Origin of the sequence: Undibacterium sp. MH2W (assembly GCF_049340215.1) — a bacterium.
Taxonomy (GTDB): domain Bacteria; phylum Pseudomonadota; class Gammaproteobacteria; order Burkholderiales; family Burkholderiaceae_D; genus Undibacterium.
The window spans coordinates 508,248-524,257 of record NZ_JBMPPA010000002.1; the positions used below are offsets into that span (position 1 = coordinate 508,248).

At 49.6% G+C, this 16,010-nt stretch carries 10 protein-coding genes; all 10 read left to right on the forward strand.

Annotated features, from left to right (window positions below):
* Positions 1–95: 95 nt before the first annotated feature.
* The 10 genes from rpoB (at position 96) to ACO0K2_RS06605 (ending at position 15,996) form a co-directional block, all read left to right on the forward strand.
* A complete protein-coding gene (gene rpoB, locus ACO0K2_RS06560; protein WP_423016984.1) occupies positions 96–4,202 on the forward strand; it encodes a DNA-directed RNA polymerase subunit beta in 4,107 nt (1,368 codons plus the stop codon).
* A gap of 275 nt (positions 4,203–4,477) precedes the next feature.
* Positions 4,478–8,707 (forward strand): DNA-directed RNA polymerase subunit beta', encoded by a 4,230-nt coding sequence (rpoC, locus tag ACO0K2_RS06565; protein ID WP_423016986.1) that lies wholly within the window; start codon positions 4,478–4,480, stop codon positions 8,705–8,707.
* A gap of 212 nt (positions 8,708–8,919) precedes the next feature.
* Positions 8,920–9,747, forward strand: a complete 828-nt coding sequence (locus ACO0K2_RS06570) for a biotin--[acetyl-CoA-carboxylase] ligase (protein ID WP_423016988.1) — start codon at positions 8,920–8,922, stop codon at positions 9,745–9,747.
* A gap of 17 nt (positions 9,748–9,764) precedes the next feature.
* Entirely contained in the window at positions 9,765–10,535 is a 771-nt protein-coding gene (locus tag ACO0K2_RS06575; protein ID WP_423016990.1) for a type III pantothenate kinase, read from the forward strand.
* An 18-nt stretch (positions 10,536–10,553) separates the two neighbouring features.
* Complete coding sequence (locus tag ACO0K2_RS06580; RefSeq protein ID WP_423016992.1) at positions 10,554–11,234, forward strand: SPOR domain-containing protein; 681 nt, start codon at positions 10,554–10,556, stop codon at positions 11,232–11,234.
* Positions 11,235–11,272: 38 nt separating this feature from the next.
* Positions 11,273–11,923, forward strand: a complete 651-nt coding sequence (locus ACO0K2_RS06585; RefSeq protein WP_423016994.1) for an alanyl-tRNA editing protein — start codon at positions 11,273–11,275, stop codon at positions 11,921–11,923.
* 65 nt (positions 11,924–11,988) lie between these two features.
* Positions 11,989–12,423 (forward strand): hypothetical protein, encoded by a 435-nt coding sequence (locus ACO0K2_RS06590; RefSeq protein ID WP_423016996.1) that lies wholly within the window; start codon positions 11,989–11,991, stop codon positions 12,421–12,423.
* A gap of 529 nt (positions 12,424–12,952) precedes the next feature.
* Entirely contained in the window at positions 12,953–13,717 is a 765-nt protein-coding gene (locus ACO0K2_RS06595; protein WP_423016998.1) for an IclR family transcriptional regulator, read from the forward strand.
* Between the two features lie 99 nt (positions 13,718–13,816).
* Complete coding sequence (hutG, locus tag ACO0K2_RS06600; RefSeq protein WP_423017000.1) at positions 13,817–14,632, forward strand: N-formylglutamate deformylase; 816 nt, start codon at positions 13,817–13,819, stop codon at positions 14,630–14,632.
* A complete protein-coding gene (locus ACO0K2_RS06605) occupies positions 14,629–15,996 on the forward strand; it encodes a formimidoylglutamate deiminase (protein WP_423017002.1) in 1,368 nt (455 codons plus the stop codon). The genes hutG and ACO0K2_RS06605 overlap by 4 nt, the downstream gene beginning before the upstream one ends.
* Positions 15,997–16,010: the final 14 nt, after the last annotated feature.

Here is a 16,010-nt window from a genome sequence, read left to right on the forward strand (position 1 = left end):
GGGCTGAGACTTGAGGTTTTTTGTCGCAGGGTTGATTTATTTTTGTGACAGGAATCCTGAATTCTCCATCCTTCCTTGTCACTCACGGAGTGTCCATGCACTACTCATTTACTGAGAAGAAGCGTATTCGTAAATCTTTTGCGAAGCGCGCCAACGTCCACAACGTTCCGTTCTTGCTGGCGACTCAAATCGAGTCGTATCAGAGCTTTTTGCAAGAAGACAGAACACCGGTAAATCGGAAAAATGAGGGCCTGCAGTCCGCCTTCACTTCGATTTTCCCTATCGTTTCACACAATGGATTCGCTCGTCTCGAATTCTTATCTTATGTTTTAGGCGATCCGGCTTTTGACGTCAAGGAATGTCAACTGCGTGGTCTGACCTACGCGTCACCTTTGCGTGCGAAAGTACGTCTGGTGATTTTGGATAAAGAATCCCCGACCAAGCCTGTCGTTAAAGAAATGAAAGAGCAAGAAGTCTACATGGGCGAATTGCCTTTGATGACAACAACAGGTTCTTTCGTTATCAACGGCACTGAGCGTGTGATTGTTTCCCAGTTGCACCGTTCTCCAGGTGTGTTCTTTGAGCACGACCGCGGCAAAACGCACTCTTCCGGTAAGTTGCTGTTCTCAGCACGTATTATTCCTTACCGTGGTTCATGGCTGGATTTCGAATTTGATCCGAAAGACATCTTGTTCTTCCGTATTGACCGTCGTCGTAAGATGCCTGTCACGATCCTCTTGCGTGCTATCGGCATGACCAATGAGCAGATCTTGGCAAACTTCTTTGTCTTCGATAACTTTACGCTGCATAACGATGGCGCGGAAATGGAATTCGTTTCTGAGCGTCTGCGTGGTGAAGTTGCCCGTTTTGACATCACTGACAAGTCAGGTAAATTGATCGTTGCGAAAGATAAGCGTATCAATGCGAAGCACGTACGTGAAATCGAAGCTGGTGGTATCAAGCACATCTCCGTTCCTGAAGATTACTTGTTAGGTCGTGTTCTGGCGAAGAACATCATCGACAACGATACAGGCGAAGTGATTGCTAACGCCAACGATGAGCTGACAGAAGAATTGCTCGGTCGTCTGCGTGAAGCTCGTGTCACAGACATTCAAACACTGTATACCAACGATCTGGACCAAGGTGCTTACATCTCCCAGACACTGCGTACTGATGACACAGCAGACCAGATGGCAGCACGCGTTGCGATCTACCGTATGATGCGTCCTGGCGAACCGCCAACAGAAGATTCTGTTGAGGCCTTGTTCAATGGCTTGTTCTACAGCGAAGAGCGTTACGATTTGTCCGCAGTTGGTCGTATGAAATTCAACCGCCGTATCGGTCGTGATGAGTTGACTGGTGCGATGACATTGTCGAACGAAGACGTGTTGGCTGTGATTAAGATCTTGGTTGAGTTGCGTAATGGTCGCGGCGAAGTCGACGATATCGATCACTTGGGTAACCGCCGTGTTCGTTGCGTTGGTGAATTGGCTGAGAACCAATTCCGCGCTGGTCTGGTACGTGTAGAACGTGCTGTGAAAGAGCGTCTGGGTCAAGCTGAAGCGGATAACCTGATGCCGCACGACCTGATCAATTCGAAACCAATTTCTGCTGCCATCCGTGAGTTCTTCGGTTCTTCACAGTTGTCACAGTTTATGGATCAGACAAACCCATTGTCCGAGATCACGCATAAGCGTCGTATCTCCGCGCTGGGACCTGGTGGTTTGACACGTGAGCGCGCAGGCTTTGAAGTCCGTGACGTTCATCCAACGCACTACGGTCGTGTTTGCCCAATTGAAACACCAGAGGGACCAAACATTGGTTTGATTAACTCCCTGGCGTTGTACGCACGTCTGAACGAATACGGTTTCTTGGAAACACCATACCGTAAAGTCGTTGACAGCAAAATTACTAACCAAATCGATTACTTGTCCGCGATCGAGGAAGGTCGTTACATCATCGCTCAGGCGAATGCGACGATCGACGAAAACGGTACATTGACGGATGAGCTGGTTTCTTCACGTCAAGCGGGTGAAACGATTTTGGTCTCCCCAGAGCGCGTACAGTACATGGACGTGGCGACAGGTCAGGTTGTTTCTGTTGCGGCATCGTTGATTCCGTTCCTTGAACACGATGATGCGAACCGTGCGTTGATGGGTGCCAACATGCAACGTCAAGCAGTTCCTTGCTTGCGTCCAGAAAAAGCATTCGTTGGTACAGGTATCGAACGTACAGTGGCCGTTGACTCCGGTACAACAGTACAAGCATTGCGTGGCGGTAAAGTCGATTACATCGATGCGGGTCGTATCGTTATTCGTGTGAACGACGCTGAAGCGCAAGCTGGCGAAGTGGGTGTGGATATCTACAACCTGATCAAGTACACACGTTCTAACCAAAATACCAATATCAACCAGCGTCCTATCGTGAAAGTTGGTGACGTTGTTGCTAAAGGTGACGTATTGGCTGACGGCGCGTCAACCGACATGGGTGAATTGGCGCTGGGTCAAAACATGCTGGTCGCGTTTATGCCATGGAATGGCTATAACTTCGAAGATTCGATCCTGATCTCCGAAAAAGTCGTTGCTGATGACCGTTACACATCGATTCATATCGAAGAGTTGTCGGTTGTTGCTCGTGACACAAAATTAGGTGCAGAAGAAATCACACGTGATATCTCTAACCTGGCTGAAAACCAATTAGCACGTCTGGATGAATCCGGTATCGTCTACATCGGTGCTGAAGTGACTGCAGGCGACACACTGGTTGGTAAAGTGACACCAAAAGGTGAAACTCAGCTGACACCAGAAGAAAAACTGTTGCGCGCGATCTTCGGTGAAAAAGCGTCTGACGTTAAAGATACTTCCCTGCGCGTGCCTTCTGGCATGGTAGGTACTGTCATCGACGTTCAGGTGTTCACACGTGAAGGCATCCAACGCGACAAACGTGCTCAGCAAATTATCGATGATGAATTGAAGCGCTACCGCCTCGATTTGAACGATCAGTTGCGTATTGTTGAAGGCGATGCGTTTGAACGTTTGGAACGTATGTTAGATGGCAAGATCGCTGATGGCGGTCCAGCTAAACTGGCAAAAGGCAGCAAGATCACGAAAGAGTATCTGGCGAGCATCGATAAATACCACTGGTTCGATATCCGTTTGGCATCAGACGAAGCAGCGAACGCATTGGTAGCGATGAAAGATTCAATCGCTGAGAAACGTCATCAGTTTGATTTGGCTTTCGAAGAAAAACGTACCAAGCTGACACAAGGCGATGAGTTGCCACCAGGCGTACAAAAAATGGTCAAGGTGTACTTGGCTGTGAAACGTCGCTTGCAACCAGGTGACAAGATGGCGGGTCGTCACGGTAATAAGGGTGTTGTTTCCCGTATCGTTCCGATTGAAGATATGCCATACATGGCAGACGGTACCCCAGCTGACATCGTGTTGAACCCATTGGGTGTTCCATCACGGATGAACGTTGGTCAGGTTCTGGAAGTGCATCTGGGTTGGGCAGCAAAAGGTCTGGGCTTGCGTATCGGCGAAATGCTGAAAGCAAAAGCAAAAGTTGAAGAATTGCGTGAATTCCTGAAAAAGATTTATAACGAATCTGGTAAGAAGGAAGACATCGACGGCTTCACTGATGCAGAGATCTTGGAATTGACGAACAACCTGAAAAATGGTGTTCCGTTTGCTACACCAGTGTTTGACGGTGCGCACGAAAGTGAAATCCGTCGCATGCTGGATCTGGCGTTCCCTGACCATATCGCGCAACAACTGGGTATGACACCATCGAAAAACCAAGTAACACTGTTCGATGGCCGTACTGGCGAAGCATTTGAACGTAAAGTAACCCTCGGTTACATGCATGTTCTCAAGCTGCACCATCTGGTTGATGATAAAATGCATGCCCGCTCAACTGGCCCATACTCATTGGTCACTCAGCAACCATTGGGCGGTAAAGCTCAGTTCGGTGGTCAGCGTTTCGGTGAGATGGAGGTTTGGGCACTGGAAGCTTACGGCGCGTCTTACGTCTTGCAAGAGATGTTGACAGTCAAGTCCGATGACGTGAATGGACGTACTAAAGTGTACGAAAATCTCGTTAAGGGCGATCACGTGATCGACGCTGGTATGCCAGAATCGTTCAACGTGTTGGTCAAAGAGATTCGTTCTTTGGGTATCGACATCGATCTCGAACGCAATTAATCGCAATAAAAAGCCTTCGACGCGTTGTACAGCGCGTCGTTGGTTTGATGCAGTACGCAGTATTTAGTAGTAAAACCATCGCCCGAATTCACTTCGGGCGTTGGTCATTCAGCTAGCCAGCAGTTTGGAAGCGGATTTTCGTTCCCGGTATGAGCGGAACCAGCGTCGAAAGACCCGGCTCTCCCGCTTATGCGAACAGGGTAAGGCGAAAGACCTTCTGTTGCAGCACCATTCAGCCACCAAGCGTTTTCAAGCGCTTAACTGGAGTGATATACATGAAAGCCCTGCTCGATCTTTTCAAGCAAGTCCAACCAAACGAACAATTCGACGCGATCAAAATCGGTCTGGCGTCACCGGATAAAATCCGTTCCTGGTCCTACGGCGAAGTAAAAAAGCCGGAAACCATCAACTATCGTACGTTCAAACCAGAACGCGACGGTCTGTTCTGCGCCAAAATTTTTGGCCCAATCAAAGATTACGAATGCCTGTGCGGTAAGTACAAGCGTCTCAAACACCGTGGTGTGATTTGCGAAAAGTGCGGCGTTGAAGTCACATTGGCAAAAGTGCGTCGTGAACGCATGGGCCATATCGAATTGGCATCCCCAACAGCACACATCTGGTTCCTGAAATCCCTGCCATCCCGTTTGGGTATGGTACTGGACATGACATTGCGCGATATCGAACGCGTTCTGTACTTTGAAGCATACGTTGTGACTGATCCAGGCATGACACCGCTGAAAAAGTGCCAAATCATGTCTGAAGATGATTTTGCTGCAAAATACGAAGAATACGGTGATGAATTCACAGCATTCATGGGTGCAGAAGGTATCCGTGAATTGTTGCGCTCCATCGATATCGATCGTGATGCAGAAGTTCTGCGTACAGAACTGAAAGAATCCAAATCTGAAGCGAAGATCAAGAAATACGCTAAGCGTTTGAAAGTATTGGAAGCGTTCCAACGTTCTGGTATTAAGCCAGAATGGATGATCATGGAAGTGCTGCCAGTGTTGCCACCAGAGTTGCGTCCATTGGTACCGTTGGACGGTGGTCGTTTCGCGACTTCCGATCTGAACGATCTGTATCGCCGTGTGATCAACCGTAACAACCGTCTGAAGCGCCTGATGGAATTGCGCGCACCAGAAATCATCACACGCAACGAAAAGCGTATGTTGCAAGAAGCCGTTGACTCCTTGCTCGATAACGGTCGTCGCGGTAAAGCAATGACTGGCGCGAACAAGCGTCCATTGAAATCTCTGGCTGAGATGATCAAAGGTAAAGGCGGTCGTTTCCGTCAGAACTTGCTGGGTAAACGTGTTGACTACTCCGGTCGTTCCGTTATCGTTGTGGGTCCACAGCTGAAATTGCATCAGTGCGGTCTGCCAAAACTGATGGCGTTGGAATTGTTCAAACCATTCATTTTCAACAAATTGGAATTGATGGGTCTGGCAACAACGATCAAAGCAGCGAAAAAATTGGTTGAAATCCAAGAACCTGTTGTTTGGGATATTTTGGAAGAAGTCATTCGCGAACATCCAATCATGTTGAACCGTGCACCAACGTTGCACCGTTTGGGTATTCAAGCGTTTGAGCCAGTATTGATTGAAGGTAAAGCGATCCAGTTGCACCCACTCGTTTGCGCGGCATTTAACGCCGACTTCGACGGTGACCAGATGGCGGTCCACGTTCCTTTGTCGATCGAAGCGCAAATGGAAGCACGCACATTGATGCTGGCGTCCAACAACATTCTGTTCCCATCCAACGGCGAACCATCCATCGTTCCTTCCCAAGATATCGTTTTGGGTCTGTACCATGGCTCCCGCGAAGCCATCAATGGCAAGGGCGAGGGCATGATGTTCCCAGACGTATCCGAAGCGATCCGTGCATGGGACAACAAAGAAGTGGAACTGGCAACACGCGTAACCGTGCGTATTACCGAGTATCCAAAAGATCCAGCGACTGGCGAATTCGTTAAAACAGTGAAGCGTTACGAAACCACTGTCGGTCGTGCGATTTTGTCTGAAATTCTGCCAAAAGGCTTGCCATTCACCGTACTGAACCGTGCGTTGAAGAAAAAAGAAATTTCTAAACTGATCGATACATCCTTCCGTAAGTGCGGTCTGCGCGCCACGGTTGTGTTTGCTGATCAATTGATGCAAATGGGTTTCCGCTTAGCGACACGCGCTGGTATCTCCATCTGTATCGATGACATGTTAGTACCACCACAAAAAGTGACTCTGTTGGCAACAGCAGAACACGAAGTGAAACAGATCGAACAGCAATACGCGTCCGGTCTGGTGACTGCGGGTGAACGTTACAATAAAGTGGTCGATATCTGGGGCAAAACTGGTGATGAAGTCGGTAAGGCCATGATGGAACAGCTGAAAGTTGAAGCTGTAACACGTCGTGATGGTACTGTCGGCACACAAGAGTCCTTCAACGCGATTTACATGATGGCTGACTCCGGTGCGCGTGGTTCTGCAGCACAGATTCGTCAGTTGGCAGGTATGCGTGGTCTGATGGCGAAACCAGACGGTTCGATTATCGAAACACCAATTACAGCGAACTTCCGCGAAGGTCTGAACGTTCTGCAGTACTTTATTTCCACTCACGGTGCGCGTAAAGGTCTGGCAGATACGGCGTTGAAGACAGCGAACTCCGGTTACTTGACACGTCGTTTGGTTGACGTTACACAAGATCTGGTCGTAGTTGAAGACGATTGCGGTACAGCAAATGGCTCTTCCATGAAGGCGATCGTTGAGGGCGGTGAAGTGAACGTTCCTCTGCGTGAATTGATCTTGGGTCGCGTTGCTGCGAACGATATCGTTAATCCAGAAACACAAGAAACTCTGTACGAAGCAGGTACATTGCTCGATGAAACTTGTGTCGAGGAAATCGAACGTCTGGGTATCGATGAAGTAAAAGTACGTACACCATTGACTTGCGACACACGCTACGGTCTGTGCGCGATGTGCTACGGCCGTGATTTGGGCCGCGGTATGATGGTGAATGCAGGTGAGGCAGTGGGTGTTATCGCTGCGCAGTCCATCGGTGAACCAGGTACACAGTTGACGATGCGTACGTTCCACATCGGTGGTGCGGCGTCGCGTGCAGCAGTAGCATCTTCCGTTGAAGCAAAATCCAACGGTACGATCCGTTTCACAGCAACAATGCGTTATGTCACTAACGGTAAAGGCGATCAGATCGTTATTTCCCGTTCTGGTGAAGTACTGATCACTGACGACCACGGTCGTGAGCGTGAACGCCATAAAGTACCTTACGGTGCGACACTGATCGTTAAAGACGGTATGGTGATCAAAGCAGGTACAGCGTTGGCAACATGGGATCCATTGACACGTCCGATCATTACCGAATACACAGGTACTGTGAAGTTCGAAAACGTCGAAGAAGGCGTTACTGTTGCGAAACAGGTTGATGAAGTGACTGGCTTATCCACATTGGTGGCGATCGATGCGAAACGTCGTGGTAGCGCAGCAGGTAAAACACTGCGTCCACAAGTGAAGCTGTTGAACGAACAAGGTGAAGAAGTCAAGATCTCTGGTACCGAGCACGCAGTAACGATCGGTTTCCAAGTGGGCGCGCTGATTACTGTGAAAGACGGTCAGCAAGTTCACGTTGGTGAAGTATTGGCGCGTATCCCGACTGAATCACAAAAAACTCGTGATATTACCGGTGGTCTCCCACGCGTTGCTGAACTGTTCGAAGCACGTTCACCAAAAGATGCAGGTATGTTGGCAGAGGTAACTGGTACGGTTGCGTTTGGTAAAGAAACCAAAGGTAAGCAACGTCTGGAAATCACGGACATGGACGGCGAGAAACACGAGTTCTTGATCACCAAAGACAAACAAGTTCTGGTGCATGACGGCCAAGTGGTGAACAAGGGTGAGATGATTGTTGACGGCCCAGCCGATCCACAAGACATCCTGCGTTTGTTGGGTATCGAAGCGCTGGCACGTTACATCGTTGATGAAGTTCAAGACGTGTACCGCTTGCAAGGCGTTAAGATCAATGACAAGCACATCGAAGTGATCGTACGTCAGATGTTGCGTCGTGTTGTGGTTGTGAACCCAGGCGATACCAACTACATCGTTGGTGAACAAGTTGAACGTTCTGACCTGTTAGGTGAAAACGATCGCGTGGTTGCTGCTGGCGGTATCCCTGCAACATATGAAAATATCTTGTTGGGTATTACTAAAGCGTCCTTGTCGACTGATTCGTTCATCTCTGCGGCTTCCTTCCAGGAAACGACACGTGTTCTGACCGAAGCAGCGATCATGGGCAAAAAAGATGGTCTGCGTGGCTTGAAAGAAAACGTCATCGTTGGTCGTCTGATCCCAGCTGGTACAGGTCTGGCATTCCACCGCGCTCGCAAGTTGAAAGAAACGTGGGAAGCGGATGAGCGTCAAGCGATGTTGGATGCAGAGAAAGCGATTTTTGCTCCAGCACCAGAAGTGGCAGCTTCCGATGTGACTGAAGGCGAAGCGTAAGCTTTTCTGAAGTCAATGTTAAGAAGGCACTGCAATTATTTGCGGTGCCTTTTTTTATGGTAAATCGATAGGGATGTCATGGCATGTCATGCTCACATGGCACGTGTCGTTCCTATCGATCATTGTAAAAACGCAATCCCGACGACACAACGCGCCTAGAAAGGTATCATGGCAACGTTGCAGTATTTAATTCCTATCCCATGTCAGAATCCGTGAGTCAAAGCCATCCTCAATCCACAGTCACATCGTCATCAACACTGAATGCCAGTCACATCGCGGCATTGAGGGATGCGTTTGGGATGTTGTTCGATGTGGAAGTTGTTGAAGAAACAGGATCGACCAATACCGATCTCATGGCCCGTTTGGATCAGTTAGAAAAACCTGTATTGCGGCTTGCCGTGCATCAAACGGCGGGACGTGGTCGCGCAGGGCGCAGTTGGAGTTCAGAGCCGGGCAGTATGCTGATGTTCTCCATCGCTTGGCCCATGCCGCACGCTGCACACGAGTTAATGGGATTGCCATTAGCGGTCGGCGTTGCTTTGGCCGAGGTGCTCCATACCCTTGGTGTGCCCGTACAATTAAAATGGCCCAACGATATTCTCCGTGATGGTAAAAAGCTCGCAGGGATTCTGATTGAAAGTGCTGCAAAGAAAACGGGCGGTACGTGGATTGTCGCTGGTGTTGGTTTAAATTTATTGTTATCAGCCTCGTTTGAAGCCAGTATTGGACGTGCAGTGGCAGAGGCTCCGTGGCTTGCGCGGATGGATCGAAACGCCTTGGTTGCCCAATTACTGAATGCCTTAGCAAGGGCCTTTGATCAGTTTGAACGGGAGGGGTTTTCTGCTTTTCAGTTGCGTTGGAATCAATTGCACGCTTATGCCAATCAAGAAGTGCGGATTCTTGACAATGGTGAAACGTTGCATGCGGGAACAGCACTTGGCGTCGATGTCTCAGGCCGTCTTGTACTCCAAACGCCCCAAGGGCAAGTCACCATTGTTGCCGGCGACGTATCGCTACGTCCGGTTGATGCCACAGAATAAAAGGACGCAGGAAACATATGCTATTACTGATTGATGCTGGAAACACCCGAATCAAATGGGGCATCCCTCACAAACAACAAGCACCCGCACCGACGCCACCTGCATGGTTAGTCATCACCTCTATTCCTCATCATGAAATCGATGACCTAGCCATTGCATGGCAGCAGTACCCCGTCAGCAAAGTACTCATTTCGAATGTGGCAGGTGCTGAAGTGAAAGCACGTTTAACCACGTTACTGTTACAAACCTTCCCAGAGGCGTCGGTGGAATGGTTTGCATCGCAAGCCGAGTGTGCCGGCGTCACGAATCAATATTTGCATCCACAACAACTTGGTTGTGATCGTTTTGCCTCAGCGATCGCTGCGGCCTATTTGTATCCGCAACAACATCTTATCGTGGCGACATGCGGAACCGCCACGACCGTCGATGCCGTCACGGCGCAGGCATCGTTTGAGGGCGGCATGATTTTGCCGGGTCTCAAGCTCATGGCCGAGTCGCTTGCCCGCAATACCGCACAGTTACCACAGGTCGCAGAAAGCATCCAGGTTGATCAGCCATTTGCCAACAATACGGATCAGGCGATTGTCAGCGGTTGCATTCACGCACAAGCGGGCGCGATTACCTTGGCTTATCAAGCCCTGCAAAAAAAACACGCGCAATCGGTGATGTGTCTCATTTCAGGCGGCGCGGCGCCTTATCTGTTGCCACATCTCCCATTTCAATGTGACCATATCGCTAATCTGGTCTTGACGGGGCTATTTGTCGTGGCACAATCAGCCTCACGTTGAATTCATCTCCTTTCTATCATGTTGCGATTTTTTTTCTGGTTTTTGTTGGTTGTTAACGCCTTGGCGCTCGCGTTTAACCTTGGCTGGTTAGGCAACTGGCCGATGGAAACGCATGAGCCAGAGCGGTTAAAACAACAGCATCATACAAGTCAACTCGTACAGATACCGGCAAGTGTGGCGCTGGCACCAGCAGCACACCCGCCAGAGAAAAAAGACGAAATCACCGCCTGCCTTGAAATCGGCAACTTCTTACAATCAGATGCGCCAAAGATTGAAGAGAAACTGAAAACACTGGCTTTGGGTGATCGCCAAGCTCGCTTGAATGTCAGCGATTCTGCCAGCCACATGGTGTTTATCCCGTCCCAAGGAAGCAAGGAAGGCGCTGATAAAAAGGTCGCTGAATTACGCCGCATCAACGTGACTGATTTCTTTGTGATTCAAGATGCCGGTCCTTTACGCTGGGGTATTTCTCTGGGCGTGTTCAAAACGGAAGAAGCGGCTAAACAGCATCTTGCGGCGCTCAACACCAAAGGCGTCCACACCGCTCGCATCATGCCGCGGACAGTCACGACAAATAAATTTTCTTATCAATTGCGTGCATTAACCAGCGAAGAAAAAGCGAAATTTGATGCCCTCAAAGTCGAATTCCCGACCCATGATGAACGCAATTGCCAGAATACGGCTTATGGGAAGACCTAGAGTAAGGCGCACTGGACACTACTTTCATCTCCTCCCCGATGACCACACAAAAAACTTTCTGGCTTGATCCCTACGCCACGCAACTCACTGCACGTGTTGTCGCCGTCAGCGGTCCGCATGTTCAGGTGGATCAAACTATTTTCTTTGCGTTTTCTGGTGGACAAGAAAGTGACCACGGTACCATTCAAGGCTGGCCTGTTATATCTGCAGAAAAGCAGGAACACGACATTATCTACACCTTGCCAGATGACCATGATTTGAAGGTAGATCAGTCCGTGTTGATGGAGATCGACTGGTCGCGCCGTTATCGTTTGATGCGTCTCCATTTTGCGGCTGAGTTGGTATTAGAACTGTTTTACACCGCCCTGAACGGTGTTGATAAAGTGGGTGCCCACATTGCAACGCATAAAGCCAGAATTGATTTTGTCTGGCCCGAAAGTATTGCCCCGTTACTTCCTGAAATCACCGATAAAGCAAATCAGATTATTGCGGCCGATCTGCCGATTCAGACGGGCTTCGATGATGAAGAAAATGAACGCCGCTATTGGGAAATCGCTGGTTTCTCTCGCGTACCATGTGGCGGTACGCATGTCCGCAGCACAGGTGAAATCGGTCCGATTCGATTGAAACGCGAGAAGAAAGCGAAAGGTAAAGAGCGGGTGGAAATTTATTTGGAAGATTCGGAGTGAGTGGGATATGTGCGTTTGAAATTGCAAACTTTTTTCTGAATACATACGTAGTACGCTGAAAAAATATGACAAAAAATATCGTCGTGTGGGTATGCCTCTGGTGCGCATGTTGTGCCAACGCTGAGGCGCTTATCGATCAAGAACAAATCGCATGGCGTAACGCAGCAAAGTCGGCCTTGACGATCATTGGATATCGTAACGACCAAGTGATGACTTACGGCGACAATTTGTCTATTCCTGCGGAGAACGCGCTAAAACAATGGGGCAAGATCTTGCCCGCACAAGCAGTTCCTGCGCCAGGCGACGATCGCATATCACCTCCCATTTTGCGTGTGAACCGGTTTGAGAAACAGGGTGACGAGTTTGAATTTGAAGCTACCAAGGGGGTAATTGGTGGTGACAATCATTTACGATGCGGTACAACTACCCGATTTCGGATCAAGTATGTAAGAGGGAAAGGGTGGCGGCAGGTAGGACCGACTTGGAACCGCGTTTGTTAATCGGTCTTTCCATGTTGTGAGGATTGTTCGCAATTGTGTTGAAGACTCAATGTTTTGGTAACGATCGTGAGTTTTTATTGTTGTTCCTCAAACTACCACCGCATCACTGGATTACCCGCCTTCGCGGGTAATGACGATCTTAATGAGTCAGTGTATTTGCGGTGCAACTGGATTACCCGCTTTCGCGGGTAATGACGATCGTGTTGAATCAGTGTATTCGTAGTGCTACTGGGATACCCGCTTTCGCAGATAACGACGATTTTCATCTCTTACCTCCCTCCATTTCGTCGCTCCCGCGGAGGCGGGAGCCCAGTGCGCGACAGCGCTTATTGGTGGCATATCCCAACACTGGTGATCACCGACGATGCCGCTCAAATGCTGACGTCTGTGCGTGAGCAAAAAAAGCGATTTTTATCATTAAACCTCCCTCAATTCTCACTCATTGAGAAAATTTACTTGAGCTTTCCCCATGAACTGCTAGCATGAACAGCATATTCCCATCCCAATTTGATTGTTGATCCCTTTTTTTATGCGCATGACTTCTGTAACACCCGTTGCGACTAGTGAGCGTGTCTTGTACGTGCTCGCGTGTATTGCGCGCCATGGGAAGGCAATGGCCGCGCGTGATTTAGTTGAAGAAACCGGATTGCCACTTAGCACCATTTATCGTCATCTCGGTGTTCTAAAAAAATGGGGATGGGTACAAGAGCACGCGCACAGTGGCATGTATGAACCGGGGCCGTTGGCGGTGCAGTTGGCGCATGGTTTCGATCAGCACTCATGGTTAATGCAGGCTGCGCGTGGCGAGATTGAGCAATTGGTGGCGCGTTCTGGTGAAAGTGTGGGGTTGCTGTGCTATGCCGATGGTCAAGTAATTTGCCTTGATATGCAAGAAAGTAAGCAAGCATTACGCTGTTCGTTTGCCAAAGGGCGGGCCAACTCTACCGTACGGGGCGCATCAGCCAAAGCGCTACTCGCATTTTTGCCAGAGGCAACGCGTCAGCATTTATTGACGCAGCATAATGAGAGCAGCGATGCGACGCTGCACAATACCGATAATGACGCATTGGCGGCAGTGTTAGCACGTATTCGTCAGCAAGGATTTGCCACAAGCGAGAATGAAATCGATGACGGTGTTTGGGGCGTCAGTGCACCGATTTTTTCGGGGAAGAATCAGCTCATCGCCACGCTGTCGCTGATGGCACCTGCACAGCGGGCGACAACACGACACAATGATTTTATCCATATGACCGTCGCTGCAGCGCATCGTGTTAGCCAGCAGCTACAAGAATGAGCACTGGCTAGATGCCATAGGAAATCACCTGATATCGTCGACCAATCAAGTAAGCGATAACGCGGCAACACAATACAAAAGAAAAACGGAGAATTTCACATGACGAAGACGTTTCATTTTAAAGCGGGCACGGCACCGCTGCTGATATCGATGCCACACGTGGGCACCAGCATCGCGCCAGAGATCGCATCACATCTGTTACCGATTGCTAACCTCAAAGCGGATACCGACTGGCATTTGGATTTACTCTATAACATGGCAGAGTCGCTGGGTGCTTCAACCTTGGTCGCTGAATATTCTCGCTACGTGATTGACCTCAATCGCGCGCCGGATAATGCGAATTTGTACCCAGGGCAAGATACGACTGGTCTTTGCCCTATTGATACCTTTGATAAGCAAGCCCTCTACGCCGAGGGTGATTTGCCTGATCACGCTGAAGTACAACGCCGCATTGCCACGTACTGGCAACCGTATCACCAGCAACTCAATGATGAATTAGAGCGCCTGCTAGCGATTCATGGACACGTGATTCTGTGGGATGCGCATTCGATTGCATCCGTTGTGCCGCGATTTTTTGAAGGCAAATTGCCGGATCTCAATTTTGGCACTGCCGATCAAAAATCCTGCGCATTAGGCCTTCAAGCAGCGTTAGAACAATGCCTTCTCACATCTGCTCATAGCAAACCTTATACCCATATCTTCAATGGGCGCTTCAAAGGTGGCTATATTACGCGCCACTATGGTCAGCCGCATCGACGAATCCATGCCGTCCAGTTAGAGATGTGTCAGTCAGTGTATATGAACGAAACAGCACCATTTGCCTATCGCCCTGACCTCGCACAACAAGTTCAACCGCTACTACAGCAATTGCTTCAGACTTGTTTGCAGTGGGCCGCACAAAGTGAGGCTGTATGAGTGCAGGGAGCTTATTTGCAAGCAACGCTTATTTGCCGCACGGTTGGGAAAGCAATGTACGATTACATTGGGATGCCGATGGTGCAATGACTGAGGTCGAGAGGGCGGCACAACCACAGCAGCATGAACCGCAGGCGGTATTTGTATTGCCAGGGATGACCAATCTGCACTCTCACGCGTTCCAGCGGGCGATGGCGGGGATGACAGAAATGGCTGGTGTATCCAAAGACAGTTTCTGGACTTGGCGCGATGTGATGTATCGCTATGCATTGCACATCACCCCAGAACAGTTACAGGCGATTGCCTCCCAGTTGTACATGGAATGTCTACGTCAGGGCTATACCTCGGTGTGTGAGTTCCATTATTTGCATCGGAATAGCGATGGTCATTGGTACGCGCGACCAGAAGAGATGGCGCAACGTCTCATCGCCGCCGCACAACACACTGGCATGGGGATGACGATGTTGCCTGTGCTGTATAGCTATGCTGATTTCAATGACCAACCCTTGCGTCAAGACCAGCGTCGCTTTCATACTGGTGTGGATGATATTCTGAGGCTCGTTGATCACCTCGCACCGCAACGAAGTGCACAAGTGGAAATTGGTGTCGCGCCTCATTCTTTACGGGCAGCCAGTATCGATCAAATTCGTGCCGTACATGCGGCGTTACCGGCAGATCGCCCTTTACATATTCATATCGCAGAGCAAACCAAAGAAGTCGATGCCTGCCTTGCTGCAACGGGACGTCGCCCAGTTGAATTGTTGCTTGAGACAGGCTTGGTAGATGAACGTTGGTGTCTAGTGCACGCAACCCATTTAACGAAAGAAGAAGTCCGCCACATTGCGAAGAGTGGTGCCGTCGCAGGGATTTGTACCACCACGGAAGGCAATCTCGGTGACGGATTCTTTGATTTGCCGGCGTACATTGAAGCGGGCGGTCGTTTTGGTATTGGTAGTGACAGCCATGTCTCGCAAAGTCCGGTCGAAGAATTGCGCTGGCTCGAATACGGTCAGCGCCTGCGTTTGCAGGGACGTAATATCGCCAGCACCGAACAGCAACGTAACGTTGGTGATTTTCTGTGGCAACAAGCATTGTCGGGCGGGGCACAGGCGAGTGGTCGCCAAGTCGGACAACTCACCAAGGGCTACCGTGCCGATTTCCTCGTCCTTGATGAGCATCACCCCAACCTCGCAGGCTTGCCAAGTAAAGCGGTGCTCAATACGTGGATGTTTGCGGGCAACGACAATTTGATAAAAGATGTGTATGTCGCTGGCAAACGCGTTGTTCACAATGGACAACACAGTGCGCAATCGGAGATCCAGCAAGCGTATGTGGAATGCATGCGTAGTTTAAGGGCGTTGTAACGTGACGTTGTTCA